The organism is Rhodobacteraceae bacterium Araon29 (assembly GCA_039640505.1).
GTDB lineage: Bacteria > Pseudomonadota > Alphaproteobacteria > Rhodobacterales > Rhodobacteraceae > CABZJG01.
In genome coordinates this window covers 2,528,167-2,548,051 of record CP046865.1, presented here as the reverse complement: position 1 = coordinate 2,548,051, position 19,885 = coordinate 2,528,167, and the positions used below count along the sequence as shown (strand labels likewise).

Genomic DNA, 19,885 nt, shown 5'->3' with positions numbered 1-19,885 from the left:
CAATTGTGCTTTCACCCCGATAAAGCTAATCAAACAGAGCAACTAAAAACAGTCGGATAAAGCGTTTATGGTCAAAATTCTTAATAGGTTGGTGATGGCTGAAAAACGCCTTAGGGCCACCTATAATGTTGCGCCGGATACCCCCGAAAACCGCCGCAAGGCCGCGATATACATGCTTTGGTTTGATCATGAGGTGCTGCGCAAAAAATGGACCAACTTGGATCAAATCGCACCGGGTGTTTTTCGGTCGAACCAGCCGACATTCGAGCGGTTAGAAAAACTTAAAGCGCAAGGTATAAACGATGTCGTAAATTTACGCGGTAAAAGCGAGGCGGCCCATTACCTGATTGAAAAAGAGCGCTGTCAAGTATTGGACTTGAGGCTTCACAACATATCTTTGCAGGCACGGCGCGCGCCTGAAAAACAACATCTGCAAGAGCTTATCAGGCTCTTTCAACAACTGGATAAACCATTTTTAATGCACTGTAAATCTGGCTCAGATCGCGCTGGGCTGGCCAGCGTAATGTATATGCTGACCCAAGCCGGTGAAAGCATAGCTGCCGCCAAGCGTATGCTTTCCTTTCGGTTCTTGCACTTAAAGCTCACCAAAACTGGGGTTCTTGATTATTTGCTGCATAAATATGAGCGTGAATATGATGAAAAAGGTATGAGTTTCGAGCGTTGGATTGAGACGCATTATGACCCGGATGTCATCAACCAAGAATGGTCGTCAATGTCAGCATTTGAGCGCTGGAGGACCCTGAGGTAGCTCTTTGTTATGAGCGGCCCTGCTCGCTGCTGTCATGCGACAGCCCCGCTGCCGCGATAACAGACAGAGTGGCAAAGAAATATGCCGTCAAATCGTGAAAGAGCAGCACATTGCTCATCCCGCAGCCAACCATGGAAAGCGTCAGGATGCTGGCGAAATAAAGCTCTGATCCAAAGCGCTGTTTTGCATATTTCCACGCCAAAACCACTGGGGTAAGCAAAACGCTGGAAACAGCACAAAGGCCAAATATGCCGGCAGCCACCGCATGGTTGAGAAAGACATTATGTGCATGGCTATAGTCTATGTTGATACCAGTGGGAAAATGGGCTGTTATGGCCGTGAACCGAGCATGTGGGCCGAATCCAAAAAGCCAATTGCCGGAAAAGGCTTCCCAAGCCGCCCCATACATAACTAGGCGCAAATATGTTGAGTTATCATAATTTTGTCCCTCTTGCAGCGTGGTCAATCCGTTGATCAAGCGCTCTAACGCGCTTGCCGCCATCGGCCAAAGCAAAATACCGCCCCCCACAATTACAGCGGCAAAAACCAAGTTTGCTGGACGAAAAATTTTCTTGGAGCGGATGTAAAACCAGGCCCCTAGGCCGATGGGTGCAAGCAACAGCCCTAAGGTTAGCAACGGCCCGCGTGCTTCGCTCCAAAATGCTACAATTGTAACCCCAATTAGAAATGCAGCTAAAGAAACCACTTTACCAAAGGATGATTTTTGCCACCACCCAAGAAAACTTAACCCGCAAAGCGTAATCATAATTGCCCCAAACGGCAGAGGATTTCCGGCAAATAGTCGCAAGCGACCGTTCACAGATGCGTGATGGAGTACACTTTTTCCGAGCACCTGAAAATCGATCTGAAAATGCCAAAGCATCAATGCCCCTAGATACATGGCAATAACTGAGAAGGCCGCGATATCGCCAATCTTTTGGCTCTCAACCTGCAGCGACTTTGGATCTGAAAATATAGCGGCCAACCCCAAAATCAAAACTGGCGAAGCTGGAGATAAGCCATCCAAAGTTTGCCATAAACTGGCGTCACTAATAAGGCCCGCGGCGAAAAGCAGGGTAAAATATCCGATGAAAATTACCCCGAGTGTCTTTAGTGGGTCCCAAGGGCGCCGATGATGTCCTGCTTTTATCCCCACGGCAATTAATATCGCAATAATGATTGCTGAAAAAAGCTCGGAAAAAGGACCAAACAGGGGTGCCATTAGGCATAAAATCAGCAATACAAAACCGGTGCGCTGCATCATCATAAATAGGCTCTCAGAACGCTAAGCTTGGTGTTTCCAACTGCGGCGTCAGTGCTTTGGAAAGTTGGTAAACTGCCTGTGGCGGTCGGGAATGAAGTTGATGTTTTTACGCGAAAATCTGCCAACCAAGTCGGGCTATATAAAGAGCACAGCTCAAGTGCCATGTATGGCCTCATTCGTCACATTCTAAGCGTGCCTACAGAGATTTAGGGACACGTTCAAGCGCAATAGTGATATCAAGTTTATTTGTGCAATCAGGACAGTCCAGGATTGTCAAAAAAAAGCCGGGTCAATTGACCCGGCAGTAACAGTGTATCTCTAGGAGGAAACAACACTTGCTACCCTGCTACGTTCGGGAGTCATGAAACACCAGTGATGCAGAGCGCCCAGCATAAATTTTTCAGCCTTGTGATGAGAAATTAGGCAGATTTGACGCTGTTTTAAGCTGAAACAAAAGTCACTTTAATTTTTTTGATACTTGTAAAATGGAATTATCCACTTGGCCGTAGAAATTTTGCATACCGAGTTTTAAGGCCAATTTGATGACTTGATTTTCTTTCATCTTGTTCAACCGGATGCCTTTTCAATCTCAAAAGAAGATAGGAAAAAGTGTTAAATCAGCGTGTTGCATGCCCATCGTGCCGTAGAACGAAAGTGATTATATTGACCCAGCGGGATATTTTTAGTCATATAGAGCGGAAGATAAGCAGCAAGCGTTTGGGAAACTGACGTTATCGTCACGGCCGATTGGTGATGAATAAGGATTGAGGGCTCACATCTTTTGTGAACCAATTGTGACCAATTTGCTTGAAGCGATCTTTGTGTGCTGTTGGAATAGTTTTATCGGTTAAAAGGTTCAAAATATGGGCTATGCGCAATTTCAAAATCGGGTGCTTGAGGTCCTAGAACCAGGGCGCTCGGGTGACTGGGCAAGCAAGTTTTGTGATTATTTTATAGCTGCCTTGGTGGTTTTGAATATTTTGGCTGTTACGCTTGAGTCGGTTAGTGATTTTTCGGTCAATTACGCGCGCCAGTTTTATATTGTCGAATCATTTAGTGTGGTTATTTTCTCGGTGGAATACCTGATGCGGGTCTGGGCCAGTGCCGCAAAACAAGACAGCCACGGGCGAATTTTTGGCAGTGCGCGGTTGGGTTATATTTTTAGCTTCAGCGGGCTGATTGACCTGGTCTCAATCCTGCCGTTTTATCTTCAGGCGCTGTTTCCGGGACTTGATCTTAGGGTTCTGCGTACCCTGCGCTTGCTGCGCATCTTTAAACTGTCGCATTATAACACTGCGATCGAAGATTTATTCAGCGCCATTTATGAAGAGCGTAAATCCTTCATTGCTGCGTTTTACTTGCTGATTATTGCCTTTGTGCTGACCTCTTCCCTGATTTATTTTGCCGAGCACCGCGCACAGCCGGTTGAGTTTGCCTCGATACCCGATGCGATGTATTGGTCGCTGATCACATTGACCACCGTGGGCTACGGCGATGTCAGCCCGGTGACGTGGATCGGCAAGGTAATATCGGTGATTACCGCTTTGATGGGCGTGTCGGTTGTGGCCTTGCTCACTGGTATTATTGCCAACGCGTTTAGCAATCAAATCGCCCGCCGGAAGCTGATTTTTGAAGATCAAATCCGCGAAGCGATGGAAGACGGGGTTGTGGATGCGATCGAAACGCGCTCGCTCGAAGAATTGCGCAAAGAGTTTGGCCTGTCGAAACAACAGGCCAATGCGTTGATGCGCCATGTTCAGCGGGAAAAAAAGGATAGAGACCCTTAAACGCGATTTATATCGCTGCGCAAATAGTCAAAAGTATATTCCACTGTTGTTGAATGACTGTAGTGGTGGCGGAAACAACTTTATGTCTGATGCTCAACGCGTGTAGATATGCCGTTACTCGTGGGACATTTCCCTTAAGCTCCCAATATTGGGAAGAAGGAGATGTTTATGAATAAAGATCGACACTTATGGGTCCAAATAGCGTGAATTGCTAAGAGAAGGTTTCTGGCTCATCATAACCACCAAGGAGTGGATATGAGACAGACAACTGGCGCGACTTATGCAGAAATATCTACACCTCTTGGCGACAGAACCGTTCGTTTCCGTAGGCTTTAGAACCCGTAGCTTACGACGAATTTTGCGTTGATCACTGGTCATTGGACACTTCTGAAAGGGCAGATGCCAATGTAATTAGAGAATACCTAACAGAATTTGTGCTGGTTTAAAAAAGTATAGAACTCAAGCTAACAAATGTTTGGGTCGGAGATAACTTTTAGAAGGGCTAGTGCTAATTTTTAGTATCGAAATAGCACAATTTTGTTTGGTCTATAACAGGAATGTTTCTAATATTACAATTCAGTAATACATACTAAAGAATATGTAAAATACCTAAAGTAAGTTTTTTAAATAAAAAGTTGAAAAAAGACTAATAGTGATATAACAAAACCGGTAACGAATTTGTGAACTAGTACTAAAGTATATGTTTTTTCAGTAGATTGAAACGATTTAGCAACCCGGAAGAGATGACATGTTTGATATCCAAAAAATTCAAAATGTGAAAAGACATATTCAAGTAAACAAAGGTGTTGGCAGAAAATTCAGAAAAAAAGTTGTTGCGATTTTATCAAGTTTAGTAATTGGTTTTCTTCCACCTTTTGCGACCATAGCAAATGCCGCATCGGGGGGGGAATCAGTGTCGCGGAAGGTTCGACCTTTCTTGGTGAATCGTCGAATGGTGCAGTGATTGTGAACATCGCCGCTGCTAACAGTCAGGGGTTGTCTCATAACAAGTTTATTGAATTCTCAGTTTCTCGTGAAGGTGCTGTTCTAAACAACGCGGCTCCTTTAGCCGGTGCTACAATTACAGGGGTCGCCGGGACGATTTCTGGCAACCCGAACCTTGTAAATGATGGGATCGCGAGTGTCATTCTGAACGAAGTTACATCCAGCAATTCATCTACTCTGGATGGGATTTTAGAAGTGGCCGGGCAACAGGCTTCTGTAGTCGTTGCAAACCCTAATGGAATTCTTTGTAAAAGATGCGGTTTTTCTAACACGCCTCACGCTACGTTGACGACTGGTAAAGCAATTATCACAGGTGGCCAACTTGATGGGTTCAAAGTTACCGGTGGATCGATTGATTTTTCTAAAACATATAAACATGACTTCAGGAATGTTGAAGTTCTTGACATAATTGCGCGTTCCGTCTCTTCAAACTGGACAGTTTACGGTAAAACTTTACGCGTTCTTGCTGGTCGTAACATAACCAGCTTTTCGGCTGAGGGTGACGCGATTACACACACGCCTTTAGGCGCGGCCTCAGGAAGGCCGGATTACGCGATCCAGTTGAATAAAGCGATGCATGCGGATCAGATTAGCCTTGTTTCAACAGAAAAGGGTTTGGGGGTAAACACTAGGGGTGTGATCGGGGCAGGTGTTGGAGGTTTAGCTCTATCCGCTGACGGCGCTATCACTTTGAACAAACCTGTTCACTCGAACGCTGATGTTTCTGCAGAAAGTAAATCATCCAGCGTAAAGATACATTCTATTAATGCGCAGGGCGATATAGGTGTCACTGCCAGATCGCACATTACCTTATCAAGCAGGGCATCATCCCAAGGTTCTGTAGTTCTTAAGTCAAATAAGGGATCGGTCCTTTTTGATACGATTGTTGCAGGTGGTGCGGTCAACATCTGGGCAAAGCAGGAGGTCAACGCAGAGCGGGTTAAAAAAGACCTGGGCGTTAATCTGTATTCTGGTGATACCATTTCTATTAGGTCACTTGGACGCGGGATTAACATTAATCGGACTGTGGCCGAGGGAAATATCAAACTTAGTACCAATAAAGCAATAAACTTACAGACTGTTGAGAGCCGAGAAGGTTCGGTGGCGCTAGTATCGTTTGGTAAGCATGGATTGGGTGGTATCTCTGCAGAAGCTGTTTTGAGTGACGTTGATATTTTAAGTGACGCAAAGGGCGCAAACATCAATGTCGGCCTCTTTGCTGCAGGGGGGGATATTGATTTAAGAGCTGAAAAAGGTGGTTTGAGCGTTGAACAGATTGCCGCGAACGGAACGGTTGATGCGATTGTCAAAACATCATTTGGTGCTGTGGCCGTTGCCGCCAATGATGACATCAGCATTGAAGCCACAAATATTGCAGCACTTAAAATTGTAAGTGGAGGAAGCCTCGACCTAACTGGCGATGACTCCATCATTGTAAACACGATTAAGGCCAATGAGGAACTTTTGATAGACGCTGGTACTCTTGTCGCTAGCACTTTGCAAACCTGGGCGGGCAACACAACGGTGAACGTCACAGATGGATTGACTTCAGATGAGATTTTTTCGGGCAAAGGCACTTCCATAAACGCGGGGAACAGCTCTGTTTCGGTCCTAAACCTCATTTCACAAGAATCAGCCAACATCATTGCAGAAAGAGTCATGCTGAATGAAGCTTCAGTTGGCTTGGATCTTATCGAATACTCTGAAACTGGGTCGATAGTTTTAGTTGAAGGAAGTGATCTTGAGATTTCAACGCGGGACAACGGCACGGCATTTCTAGAAGATCAGGTTGTTCTGGGCAATGTTCTGACATCCGGATCAACTATGATTGCGGCGAATGGCGAAGTTAGTTACGATTCTGCGTGGGCCGGGCGCGATATAGCTATTTTCACCGGAGGTAACGTTCAATACGGATCCACTAACACAATTGGACACTTTCGTATAAAGTCAGATGGAGATCTTGACTTCAGCAACGACAAACTTTTGGAGCAAACTAATGACGACCTTTCAGTGGTGGAAGTGGGAGGCGTAATTGACCTTGAAGCGCTGAATATCGATCTGGGAAATAGTAATTACACTTTTTCCGGCTTCTACGCGAGTGCAGCTGAAGAAATAAATATCAAGAAAACTACCATTTCAACCTTTATGAATGAGGGTTTCGAAAATGGCAACATTGTCTTGTCGGCCAATAAGCTATTGATGAACCAGAGCACTACACTTGATGCTGCGGGAACAATTGTTCTTGAAAGCGTCTCTTTGCTTGAGGGTGGTGGGACGCTTAAATCAGATGGTGATGTGCTTATATTTAGCGACAATGGTTTTATTAACGCTAAAAAAGGCGGCGGGACTATAGACGCGGTTGGTTCAGTGATTGTTGCCAAAAGGGGTGAGGATGATTCGATTGAGGCTACCACCGTTTTTGCAAGCCAACATTGCTGCTCCGCAGCTGGTAATATTACCTCTGAGCTTGGTAATATTGTGGTTGTGGCTGACCGACTTGGAGATACAAGATCAACAGATTTTACTGCCAATAACGGAAACATATATTTCAACGTAGGAGAAATTGTTAACAAGAATGCCTGGCAGGGAGCTTTTAAAGCGCCCGAAGGACTTGTGAGTCTTGCTATTGGTAAGGGAAGTCTCAAAATTATGCGCGGTGTGACTGGTAGTGACATCCAGCTGCTTGCTCCGGACTCAATTGTCACTAAAGATAATGGTTTTGGGGATGTGATCGCAGAGAATAATATTCTGATTGCCGGGTCTGTGGATCAGGAGGGTAATTTAGAGTACACTCAAAATCTAAATATTAACGGCGATATCATTGGCCAACTGGGTGGAGTAGCGATTTCTGCAGTTAATATAGAAACGCCATATCTTATTAAAGGCGGGATCGATGGAATCGGGCTTAATGCTGAGACCATTTCACTCATTGGGGATATTGAGATTGAGACAGGTGATCTGCGCCTGACAGGTGAAAAATCTGTCAAGTTCCATAATCAGGTTGAGATTGATGGCCGAATTGTCGTGCAATCTGCTGCGATCTCGCAGCTAGAAGATGCCGACCTGATTGCGGACGGATCGATTGTCATGCATGGGGGTCTTATTGATGATGAAGTGCTATTGCGCGGGGCAACTATTTCATCTGAAAACGCCAAGGTCCATTCAAAAAATGGTGATGTGATCCTTACAAGCGATGACATCAATATTCTTGATGTTAGATCCAGTCGCGGGAATGTGGTTATAGATAGTGACACACTTTCTGTCCGAAATATTTATTCCATGGCCTCATTCCATAACCTTCTCATGGGAGGAGGTACGACCTTTGTTAAAGCCTCTGACTCCATGTTACTTTCAGGTCGTATATTATCCCACGAAGCTATTCAGATTGTAACAAATGATTTCCAAACTTCTGAAATTGCGCCCCATTTTAACCAAATCAAAGCGGTTGACAATGTGGTCATTGCAGGTGGTTTTGATGAGGATGGTAATATGATCCGTGCCGGATCCGTGCTTAACCACCGCTACATTACGAGCCTTGAAGGTTCTGCCTCGATTATTGGCGATAATGTTGATTCCCATTACCTCAAAGCAGAACAAGGCACAGTTCATGTTGACTCGACGATAGGGGATTTAGCAGCAGTAATCGCAGATTCGGTTTACCTAACAGCTGATGATACACTTACTGTTAGTGGAGACATCACTGCTCATAGTGGTATTGTTGTATTAAGTGACATCCTTAATGCATCTGGCGATGCTTGGAAAACTGGCATCGACGGCATTCTGATTGCCGGTGGAATGGATGATACTGGAGCGGTGTCAGACGCATCACAGATTAACAATTCGGCTGATTTGACATCTACAAGCGGAAATATTTTTGCAATTGGCGATGTGCTGGTAAATACAGGCTCTGTGACCACCTCCGAAGGCTCTATTCAATTCTCCATGACTGACGAGATCACAAATTCGGCTGAGATTAACGCCACTAATGGATTTGTCATGATGTCAGCCGGAAAACAAATCACAAATAGCGGAGATATCACAACCGGTGATCAGCTAGTCCTTTTGAGCGATAAGCTTGATCTGGCAGAAAATGATCTGACTGTGGCAAAAGATGTCTTTATTGGTGGATCACTTGATGACGAAACTCGCTTGACCGGTGCTAGTTACTTTAAAAGTTCAGCTCAAATTTCAAGTAGTGCAGGTGAATTGGTTGTAGTTGCAGATGAAATTTTCAACCACGGTAGTCTTTCAAACACGTCAGGTGGTATCGCCATCAAAGCAGATACGATCAACAATATGGGAGAACTGAACGCCGGCGGATCACTGCATATTGATGCCAGTACAGGTGTAACCTTAACTCAGGATATAACCTCTGGTGATCAGCTTACTTTACTGGGCGGTGTTATAGAAACAGGCAACTTTGCCGTAACAGCTGAAAACCATATTGTTCTGTCAGGCGGTGCGGACAGTGAGAACAATTTGATCAACGCGAGAGCCGTTCGCTCGAGTGGTGCCATTCTGGCGAAAAATGGTAATGTCGTGATTGGCGGTAACACTGTTGACAACAGAGGAAGCTATACAGCACTAAATGGCTCTGTCCTTATAGACTCCGTAATCGCTAGAAATCTTGGAAAGCTTGACGCCCAAGGTGGTGATGTTTACGTCACCGCTTCTAGATGGGTAAACCTAACTGGCGATGTTACAGCTAACGAATTCGTCACTATCCTTTCTCCGGTCATCAAGGCTTCGCGAAGCCCCATTTTGACATCTTCGGTAACGGCTGGAAGCGGTATTCTTTTCGCTGCTAGTGTTGAACAGTCTCCCGATGAGGATGGGGACAGTGTACCCATCCAGGCAGACAGCATAAACATTCGCACTGACCTATTCACTACAAACGGTGATATTGTTTTCTTTGGCAATGTGATTGAAAACTCTAGCAATGCGAAATCTAAAACTGGCAATATCAGGGTATTTGCTGATGGGAACGTGCAATTAGGTGAGCTCTCGGCAGAGGATGGCTATATTGATATTCGCGGCGCAGAAATTGCGCAATTGGATGGTGCAATAATAGCTGGTATCACCGCTAGCGTGTTTGGCGATGACATTCGTTTAACAGGCGATGTAACAGCTGACGGAATGATCGCTTTTGGTGCCGATGTTAATGATGATAATACAATCGCACGAGCGTCAAATATTGAAATTAATAGTAGCGCTATATCGAGTAATCTCGACGATGTTATAATTTTCGCCGACAATATTGAGGCTACTAATAGCCAAATTATGTCTGGAGGAGATATTTTGATTGCCGGAACAGACCTTTCCGGGGGTATGAGCTATGATGCAGTTGATGGTAATGTAAACCTAATGCTTGAAAACTCGCTCACACTGCTCGAAGGCTCTAATGTAACAGCCGGTGGTGTAGCTTTGTTGCTGGCAGATGAGATAATAGTTAATTCGAATGTATCAGCTGTTGATGACATTGTTTTAGCGGCCGAGATTAATGATGAAGAAAAACCGGTTGCGGGCACTGCTGTTTCCATTGGTAGCAATGGGATTTTGACCACAAGTACAGGAAATGCAATTGTCGTTACTGACAGCTTCGACTCTTTGGGTGAAGTTAATTCAACAGAGGGCGCAATCGCAGTTGAAGCTGGTAGCATTTCGAACTTGGGTAGCCTGTTATCCTTAAAACACCTGGTTGTACGAGTTAGTGGAGATTCAGCGATCAACGTGAACCGCGAAGTGCGCGGCGGCGAAGGCACTGCGCTTTTTGCTGAAACCATAAATATATCTGAAAGTGGCCTTGTAAGGGGTGCCGGTGGGAAAATTTATCTTGGCAGAGGAATAGATGACGAGGATCAGTTACTGCGATCTAACTCCATCACAAACAGTGGCTTAATTGATGGAGAAAACGGAGATGTACGTATTTCTGCCGACATCATCGAAAGCGGCACTGGAGAAATAATATCGGGCACGGCTGATACTATCATAACAGGTGGAACAATCACCACAGGCACAATAACTGGTGGAAAGATTGCACTGATCGCAGACAGCAGTGTTTCGGTCAAAGGTTGGATAGATGCTTCTGACCGATTGTTTATTAAAACTACAGATGTAGAAGGCGGCGAAATTAAGATCGGAAGAAATGATGAAGGTGAGGATAATAATAAAGTCCAAATCTCTGCCGCAGCTATATCGTTGTTTACAGCAGGTTCGATCACTGTTTCGCATTCCAGTCTTGATGCGGAAGGCAGTGCTGACCTTGGTATATTAGGCGATCTATTTATTCAGGCTGGAGGTGATATCCACGTATCGTCTTATTATACTTCAGTCTATGAGGAAAAATACTGGGATACTACAGATCCCAATGAATATCCCTATGACTTTGATGCCATCGGGGGTTCTGAAGTGAAAACCACCCATACCAATTTAATTTCAGTCCTCACAGCAACCAATGACATAGGAATCGTTTCTTCGGGCGAAGAGTCAGAGTTTAATTTGGTATCTTCAAAGATAATAGCTGGTGGTGGTGTCATTATAAATGCTGGTTCAGTTAACTTGAACGCGAATAGAGACGGCATAGATCTGACTCGTGAAGAATGGCGTTGGGACGGCGGCTGTGATAATTTACCTCTTAACGCCTGCCAATATAAGAAAGTTTGGGAACGCGAACATAATATAGCTCCTTTAGCTGGGGTCTCAATCACTGCTCATGACCAAGACTATGCTAGCCGCATAGAACTGGATGCTGCTGCTATCAATGAAATTACCGAGGCGGAAACCGACCAAGGAATTATAAATTTCCGAGACGCTGCAGGAACAGGCAATATCGTAATCTCAGCTAAAGGTGATATTTATGGTTTGGCACCTGTAATAACGACGACAGAATTTATAAGTTTAAATTCAGAAAATGGCGACATTTCCATAGAAGCAGCAACATATACAATTTCTTCTTCAAGTGAGACATTTACGCCCAATCCCACGCTCTTTTTTGGTGACCCACTCGTTGATATCGACGCATCGGCCATCACTACGGCCATAACCGGCGAAATATCTGGGGATCAAGGGGTTCAAATTCTTGCGCCAGAAGGGCAAATTCAGGTCACCGGTGCAAATATACTTTCTGAGCAGGGTAATATCCTAATTGCAGGCGAACATATTGATTTCGACTCAATCACCAGCTCATCTGAATTAATTTCAAGCAGTAATACGACGGATTTCCTATACTCAAGTTCCACATATAGTTTTTACTATCAAGAGAGTGAGGTTCCAACTGTCGTGATTGCGGGCGGACAACTGGTGATTTCTGGCGAGACGGGCGTTATTCTTGACACCGTTATACTAGAGTCCGGTGGAAACATGCTTTTGACGGCAGGTTATGATTTTGACGGCGAGCTTGTTATGGAAGATGCGTCTATCCTATTTCATGCCTCAATAAATGTAACCCATACGGAAAATTCTACATCCGAGACAGGGCTTTCTGTTGGTAGCGAAGGAAGCTGGTTCTCACTCTTCGGACATGAAAAAAATACGGTTGAAAAATGGATGGAAAACGTTTCCGCCACACAAGCGATTGCGGGCGGCAATATTTTGATCAAAGCTTCTGGTGATATCTATTCAGAAGCGGCACAATTTACAGCTGGACAACACATTTTTTTCGAGGGAGACGATGTAACCTTAACCACAGTTATATCTGAAAGCTGGGTAAATATGTCGAACTCAAGCTGGAGCCTTGGGGTAGGTATTGGACTGCCTGACTTTCCAAAAGAGTCTACGTTTAAAATAACGGCTGGCCTAACGGTAGATAATGACAGCTCAAGTCTAGTCAATCTCACACACGCGGGAACGATCGTAACGGCAGGAACATCCGAAAACCCGGGCAACGTCGTGATTATAGATGGAGGGGATACAACGATTGAGGGTTCGGTGATCACCGCGACAGGTGACATCAAGATAGATGCCGAAGGCAATGTAACTATCGCCGCGGTGCACAACCAAATGACCCTGACGACCCATGAGGATTACACATTCGTTGGCTTTACAGTTGGACTTAATAGTCCCGCATTAGACGCAATTTCAGCCGCCTATAAGAAATTTATGGCAATTCAGACTGCTGTCCAAAATGCGGGGGTTGCTTTGGAAGACTCGGATGATCTTCTGAGCGCCATTCACGGTGCTGCTTCCATCGCAGAAGTTTTTAATGCAACTCTAGCATTCCAAGATTCTGTCGAGAAACTCCAAAAAGAGCTGGAAAAATACGCGGCCTTTGTAAAACATGATGAGGACGGTCTGAAGGAGCTTATACTCCTGAAAATCAAAGCAAGCTTTGGAGTTGAGCATAACAACACAACTACCACCACTGAGACGACTACGTCACAAGGTTCAAACTTGATCGCGGGCGATAACATATATATCGAAACTGGAATTGATTTCAACTTTATAGGCTCAGGCATGCTTGCCGGAGAAGACATTACGATTACCAGCGAAGGAGATATAATTATAAAACCCGGCACAGAATCAACCAATACGGATACAACCAGCTCTTCGTTCGCCTTCAACATTGGCCTAGAAGCCAGCATTAACGGTCTTCTACAGGGGTCCATCGGGTCGTTTTTTGCAAATGCGAATTTCAAAGTTGACAACTCCACCAGCAGCTCGACAACGACTGTTGCTTCGACCATCCATGCCGGCCATGACGTGTCCATCAATGCGGGTGGTAGCCTTACAGGTATAGGTTCAATAATCCAGGGAGAGAATATTTACCTCACCGCCGGCGAAGATATCTCTTTTATCGCGGCGGAGAACCAGACTTTCGCAAACAGCATTGGATTTGGGGCAGGTATTGGAGTATCAGCACCCTTGGATGGCTGGAACCCCACCGGATTCGGATTTAGCCTTGATATGAAGTTTTCTCACAGCTATGCAACAACCACGACCTATGTGAACTCAAGTGTCACAGCAACAGAGGACCTGATTGCAAACAGCGGCGGCGATACTAACATTATTGGAGCTGTTTTGGGAGGCAATAATATAGCTCTAACTGTAGGTGGTGACCTTACCATTCAAAGTCTTCAAGAAACGGTTGCATCAAACATGTTTGGTTTTCACCTTGGACTTGGACTTGGGACAGACGCTGATTTTATGCCGACATCTGTGAGCTTTGATTTTGGTATTAAAGGAGAGGTCGCAAGTGTAGCTTGGGTTGAGGATCAGTCAGGCATCATTGGAACTGAATCAGTCAATATCGTAGTCCAAGGCGATACCAACCTTATTGGTGGTTTGATACAATCTGAATCGAACCAGCTTACTCTTGAGACAGGTTCATTTACTTTCAGTAATATATACGGCAGCAATACCTCATTTGGGGCTTTCTTTGATACGGGCAAATTTGAAACCCAGTTCGGAAGCAGCACTTCGCTGGCATCCCAACTGGGTAGTCATTTTTCTGTGCTGGGCGGAAGTTGGGATGCAGGCTTTGAATTCTATGACATTCGGCAAACCACCCATGCTACAATAAGCGGCGCATCAAGTATTACAGTAAACGGAGAAGAGATTGATTTACCGCACGCACTGAACACCAACATTATGGTTGCTCAGGAAATCACAAGCAACATCAGCATCAACGCAATGAAAATAATTTCGGATATCCGCGAACTTAATAACGCACGGGTAAATCTGATCGAGTTATTGACGGAAGATGATGATGATTAAAGATAAATAAAAAATTCAAAAAAACAGGGACTTTAACATTGTAACTAAAGTTGGCCCCAAACGGGCCAACTTTTAACATATAAGGTTGAATAGATGAAAAAATTTTTAATGATCACGACAATTATGTCCGCCATTTATCTTGCAGGGCTGCAAACAACGATGGCTCAAGTAAGAGCAGAGGACAGTAATATGCAACTTGGCTTGCAAGCCCTAGCAAAAAAGCAATTTCCTGAGGCAGCCCAGTTTTTTGAGACAGCCTATAAAGCGGGTAATGCGGATGGGGCTTTCTTTCTAGGTAGCATGGCTGAGCTAGGCACTGGTACTGAAAAGAACATAGCAACAGCTGTCGTTCTTTATCAGGCAGCTGCTGAAGCGGATAATGCGCTTGCTTTACAACGTCTGGGTCTACTACAGTTTCAGGGGGAAGGCGGATTGCTGCAAGATTTTGAAGCTGCGCACACAATGCTTTGTAAATCTGCTGATCTCGGACTCGTGGAGGCCATGGTTAACTGTGCTCAGCTTTATCAGAGTGGGCGTGGACTGGAACAGAACACTGAAAAAGCGCTCGAATATTATCAAACAGCAATTGACCTTAGCTTCTCACCAGCACTGGTAGAACTTGCCCGAATGTATTCAAAAGGTGTTGCGATCGAAAAGGATGAAAAAAAGGCACACGAGTTGCTAAAATCAGCCTCTGATCTTGGGAATGTTGCGGGACTTTATCATATGGCGCTTGCGGCGCAAAAAGGGAACTTTGGCGAAAAGAACCTTCAGAACGCTCATATGTACTTCAATCTTGCATCTGCACGCGGCCATGAACCTTCTAAAGAAGCTATGATGAAGCTTAGTAACGAGTTGTCACCAGAAGATGTGAAGGCCTCTCAAAAAGCAGCTATTGCTTGGACTGAGGAACGGCAAAAGGCAGCTGCAGAAAAGCAGGCTAGCGTTAAAAGCGAATAAGACAACGCTGAATCGTTAACCCCCAAACAAGGTTTTTTGTTATGTCTATGCGAGGATGCACTGCTCTGTGTATAATTGTTCTTGGCCTATCTGGTGGGCAGGTATTCTCTCAGGATCTGCACATAATTCCAGAAACCAACCTGCCAAGCACTGAGCAAATTCGCAAAACTGGGCAGAATCTTGCCGCGCAGCAGCGTGCTGCGCGGCAAGAGCTCTTGTCGCCAGAAGCCTCTGCTAGCACCGAAATGCAACCTGCTCTTGATAATGTGACGGATGCAAATTGCATTAACCTTTCGAACATCATTCTGCGTGGGGTTACCTTGTTAAGCGCAGTAGAGCGTACCGCTGTCGTTAAACCCTATGTCAAAAAGTGCGTGGGTTTGAAATCGGTTGATGATCTAACGCGCGCCATCACAAAGATCTATTTTGATAAGGGCTATATTGCGGCACGGGTTTATGTTCCGCAGCAGAGTATTGCTGATGGTCAGTTGGAACTTCAAATTGAGGAAGGCCGTGTTGAAGCTTTAACCTTTAACGGTGACTTTGAAGTCAATCAGAAAGGACTTGGCTCGTTATTCCCCGGAATTATCGAAAGTCCGGTAAACTTGTACACAGTTGATCAGGGGATCGAATTTATTAACAGGTTGCCCTCAAGCCAGGCCAAAATTGAATTTGTTGCCGGTACACAGCCTGGCTATACGATCGTCAATCTCAAGGATTCCTCGGAAAAACCAATACGCTTTACCATTGGAATTGACAATGAAGGTACAAAGTCCTCAGGCATAATCGGTACCAATTACAGCGCCTCATTTGACAACCCAGTTGGTCGCTATGATCAGCTGCGGCTATCCTACGGATTTACAAGCGAGCAAGCGTTTTACTTTAATCATGAACCTGAAAGATCAGAATCCTATTCCCTATTCTATTCCATTCCATACGGCAAAACACTCTACAGTGTTTCAGCGAGCCGCTTTTCCTATGACAACTGGTACATACCCGATCCGGGAACACCTTACGGTACCAGCGGCGAAACCAAGAGTTTTAACCTTGAAGGTGAACACACTATTTTCCGCGACCAGGCACAGATTTTGAAATTTAATGCAGCCTTGTCGAAAACAGAAAGCAATAATTTTCTGGTAACTTACGGCATACGTGTTCCGATTGAAGTACAAAGCCGGTCGCAGGCAGCCTTGAGCATTGGTATGAATTATAGCAAACTGCTTGCTAAGGGTCGGTTTTCATCTTCTCTTACTTACAGACAGGCCATTTTTCCTAGTGGGGTCAGCGATGATGATCATCCATCTTTTGGTGTTTATGAGGCGCGCTATAAGCTTGTGAAGGCCAATATTGGCTATTCCCGACTTGTTTCGCTCGGCGGGAAAAGCCTGATCTACTCGCTCTCTTTCGTTGGTCAACAAAGCGACGATAATCTGCTATCTGCCCAGGGTTTTGCGATTGGCGGCAAATACTCTGTAAGAGGAACACGCCAAAGCTACGCAGCGGGCCCAAAAGGCTATTATGTTCAAAATAACCTTGTACTTCCCCTCAACCAACTTGATTTTGCCAGTGGCTCTCGTTTTAAATCAGGGCTCAGTGCAAATATAGGTTTTGATCACGGCCTTATAGAAAGCTCATTTGACTACGAATATGCGACAGCAACAGGGCTTTCCTTAGGGCTAAAGGGCAGCTGGAACAATTACACCGTTGACCTTTCGGCTGAACGATTGATTGCAGCCTTTGACCGAGCGGCAATAGCTGATCGGCTTGGTATGGCACGTGAAGATCTTAATGGAACAAGATGGTATCTTAAGTTGGGGGTAAATTTTTAAGATGGTATTCCGTATATTAATCGGGGGTCTAGTCAGTTTCTATACTGTCTTTATGCTTCTGCCGGCCGCAAATGCGCAGGAAACTGAAGTTTCCCAGGGGGTAGGCGAATGGATTCTACAATGCGCTGACGAAGGTGATATTTCCTCCTGCGAAGCCCTTTATATTGCTGACATTATTGTTGAGGATACGCAAATATCCCTCTTCCGGTTTTCTCTATCAAAGACGGAGGACGGCAAAGACTATGGTATTTTGTATTTTCCATATGTAGTAGATTTGTTTTTGGGAGCACCGCCAACACTCATTGTGGATGGGCAAAAGCAAGATAAGATTCCTTGGATCAACTGCAGCATTGATGGCTGCTGGGCGCATAAAGTAATATCACCACAGACAGTCAGTGCAATGAAGGGTGGACGCGACGCGGTCCTTCGTTTGCAGATGCTTGACGGTCGAAACCTGGACGTGAGCTTCAGCCTCATGGGAATTACAGCCACGTTGGGCAAATTAATTCAATCCGAATAGAGTGACCTGCATTGCCAAGATGTTTTAGCTTGAAACTCGTTCTCCTGTTTAGCCCAATTTTCTGTACCAGTAATTTTTAATTTTCCTATTCTTTGAATGCCTTAATTGGGATATTGGGGCCCATTGATTTGCAGTGTCGTTGTCGACTAATGCTTTCGCTCTTTTTTAGGACAAGTTCTTGCCAAGCAGCCAAACGTTTATCTTAAGAATATTCGACACAATCTAGGTGCGCGGCTGGCTTAGGGTCTCTTATTTCTCACATAGGTCCAGATCCGCGCTCTTGCGCATTTCTTTTTTGCCTGCATTTTGATCGGGGTACCGTCAGTAAAGACTGCCTACCCCTGGCGAACATACCGACCAATCGCATCAGCCAGCGTTTCCAGCAAAGTTGTGTATTGACCAACCCAGCATGCCAGCGTGGCGTGATCCAAATCGATACCCTGAGTGAAAGAAGCCGATTTGATCACTGTGCCAGATTACGTGGTGATCAAGGCCGCCGAAGATTTCAAAGACAAAACGACAGCTATTTTTCTAAAAATCTATGCCTGTCACCCGATATAATTGGTTTTTCTCTGGGCCAGTCGAATTAAAACTGGGCAAGGGTGCTACCACCTATCAGAGGCCATAGCTTGATGCATCGCCTTTCTCGGCTGCCGTCAGATTTAAAGAATTCAACCCCTTTATTTTGTGATTTTTCTGCCCAATCTCATTTGTTTTTTGCAGGTGTTCACGGAAATACCTTTTCGTATCGCTTTGATAATTTCCCAGAAAAATAAACACCCCATCGTCCATGGGCAAAATGTGGTGAAAGAGAGTTTTCTTTTCATTGTTAGGTTAAAAACTCACGAGAGCACCTTAGTAATTTTAAAACAAGTGTGCCTGTCTCTTACCTTTCATTTTCCATGAATTTTTATATTGTCAGTGCGTTAGCGACACTTTCAAGATGAATATGCAGAACAAACCTTGGTTTAATAAATCCTTGATAGACCCTTTGTTCCACTATATCGTTGTTGCTGTTTAGTCGGGGGGTTTCTTCTGCAGACCTGATATGCAAATTTACTATAATCTATTTTCGTCCACCTATGAAAATTACAAATCATTCGCAGTGCCAATTATTTCTTTCTGAGACAACAACAGAACAAAGAAAAAAGGAAAAACTTTTAACCAAATTGCAGAGTGGTTAAATTATAAAGGACACTAACTTTTGACTGAACGAATTTCAAAGGTAATCACGCTCATTCCATCGTGAAAAGAAAAGGCGAAAAGATGAAAAGTTAGAAAATAAATATCCAAAGGTTTGGTCTGATTTTAGTTTATAGGTGGTGGGTAAAACTTTTTTAATATGCTTCACACATTAATTAATTATCCCCAAAAGCAGCAAATTTTCTTGAATCAGAAACGATATAAATTTCTAGATGAAAATACATATTAACTATAAGAATTAGTAAGTGTTAAAATTTTTATTATTGAATATTTTGGAGAAATTAAAAATGAATAATCGAGAGTATCATTTCGAATTCGTATCAATAGGATCTAATCTGCCAGAAGAAAAACGTACTGCATTTATCACAATGTATAATACGCGGGCCTATAATCCTGTAGTGTTGTTTGGTCTAAGTGTTTTTTTGGGCTCACTTGGAGTGGACAGATTTTTTTTAGGTCAGGTGCTTCTTGGTTTCTTGAAGTTAATTACCTTGGGTGGGTTAGGTATTTGGGCTTTCGTAGATTTGTTCTTGATAGGCTCTGCGGCACGGAGAAAAAATATTGAAATTGCAACCGCTGTTGCTGTCAGTTTGAAAAACTAAACGTCCATTGGCGTCAACTCACTATATGAGTTTTGGTAATTGGTAGATATGTTCAATTCCTACAGAAACATTTACCCTATCACTTTTAATACTACGGATATTTAGAATTTTATTTCAAAAGTTAGGAATTAGTTATGAGTGGCAGAACAAAAAAAATTGCCAGAGCTACAAAAACTGACCGGGAAATTGTTTTTCTTTGCCTGGCTACTCTCCTTGTGCTTGGCGGTGTAAAAGT

At 44.3% G+C, this 19,885-nt stretch carries 9 protein-coding genes; 8 read left to right on the top strand and 1 reads right to left on the bottom strand.

Annotated elements, in window-relative coordinates; all coding sequences use genetic code 11:
- Positions 1 to 67 precede the first annotated feature (67 nt).
- Positions 68 to 769 carry a protein tyrosine phosphatase gene (locus GN278_12250; protein ID XAT61453.1) on the top strand — a complete coding sequence of 234 codons (702 nt, stop codon included), beginning with the start codon at positions 68 to 70 and terminating at the stop codon, positions 767 to 769.
- A 7-nt stretch (positions 770 to 776) separates the two neighbouring features.
- Here the strand turns inward: GN278_12250 and GN278_12245 are convergent, their stop codons facing one another.
- Positions 777 to 2,036, bottom strand: coding sequence for a hypothetical protein (locus tag GN278_12245; protein ID XAT61452.1), 1,260 nt, complete (start codon positions 2,034 to 2,036; stop codon positions 777 to 779).
- 860 nt (positions 2,037 to 2,896) lie between these two features.
- Between GN278_12245 and GN278_12240 the strand changes: the two genes are divergently transcribed.
- The 7 genes from GN278_12240 (at position 2,897) to GN278_12210 (ending at position 19,650) form a co-directional block, all read left to right on the top strand.
- On the top strand, positions 2,897 to 3,820 hold the full coding sequence (locus tag GN278_12240; GenBank protein XAT61451.1) for an ion transporter: 924 nt from the start codon (positions 2,897 to 2,899) through the stop codon (positions 3,818 to 3,820).
- A 748-nt stretch (positions 3,821 to 4,568) separates the two neighbouring features.
- Positions 4,569 to 4,784 (top strand): hypothetical protein, encoded by a 216-nt coding sequence (locus GN278_12235; GenBank protein ID XAT61450.1) that lies wholly within the window; start codon positions 4,569 to 4,571, stop codon positions 4,782 to 4,784.
- A gap of 2 nt (positions 4,785 to 4,786) precedes the next feature.
- Positions 4,787 to 14,536, top strand: coding sequence for a filamentous hemagglutinin N-terminal domain-containing protein (locus tag GN278_12230; GenBank protein ID XAT61449.1), 9,750 nt, complete (start codon positions 4,787 to 4,789; stop codon positions 14,534 to 14,536).
- A 93-nt stretch (positions 14,537 to 14,629) separates the two neighbouring features.
- Positions 14,630 to 15,496, top strand: coding sequence for a hypothetical protein (locus tag GN278_12225; protein XAT61448.1), 867 nt, complete (start codon positions 14,630 to 14,632; stop codon positions 15,494 to 15,496).
- 41 nt (positions 15,497 to 15,537) lie between these two features.
- Positions 15,538 to 17,325 carry a hypothetical protein gene (locus tag GN278_12220; protein XAT61447.1) on the top strand — a complete coding sequence of 596 codons (1,788 nt, stop codon included), beginning with the start codon at positions 15,538 to 15,540 and terminating at the stop codon, positions 17,323 to 17,325.
- Between the two features lies 1 nt (position 17,326).
- On the top strand, positions 17,327 to 17,845 hold the full coding sequence (locus GN278_12215) for a hypothetical protein (GenBank protein XAT61446.1): 519 nt from the start codon (positions 17,327 to 17,329) through the stop codon (positions 17,843 to 17,845).
- A gap of 1,490 nt (positions 17,846 to 19,335) precedes the next feature.
- A complete protein-coding gene (locus GN278_12210; protein XAT62652.1) occupies positions 19,336 to 19,650 on the top strand; it encodes an NINE protein in 315 nt (104 codons plus the stop codon).
- Positions 19,651 to 19,885 lie beyond the last annotated feature (235 nt).

Coding starts and splice junctions, on each gene's coding strand:
- GN278_12245 (XAT61452.1), bottom strand. CDS start 2,036: ATGATGATGCAGCGCACCGGTTTTGTATTGCTGATTTTATGCCTAATG.
- GN278_12240 (XAT61451.1), top strand. CDS start 2,897: ATGGGCTATGCGCAATTTCAAAATCGGGTGCTTGAGGTCCTAGAACCA.
- GN278_12235 (XAT61450.1), top strand. CDS start 4,569: ATGTTTGATATCCAAAAAATTCAAAATGTGAAAAGACATATTCAAGTA.
- GN278_12210 (XAT62652.1), top strand. CDS start 19,336: ATGAATAATCGAGAGTATCATTTCGAATTCGTATCAATAGGATCTAAT.
- GN278_12225 (XAT61448.1), top strand. CDS start 14,630: ATGAAAAAATTTTTAATGATCACGACAATTATGTCCGCCATTTATCTT.
- GN278_12250 (XAT61453.1), top strand. CDS start 68: ATGGTCAAAATTCTTAATAGGTTGGTGATGGCTGAAAAACGCCTTAGG.
- GN278_12220 (XAT61447.1), top strand. CDS start 15,538: ATGTCTATGCGAGGATGCACTGCTCTGTGTATAATTGTTCTTGGCCTA.
- GN278_12215 (XAT61446.1), top strand. CDS start 17,327: ATGGTATTCCGTATATTAATCGGGGGTCTAGTCAGTTTCTATACTGTC.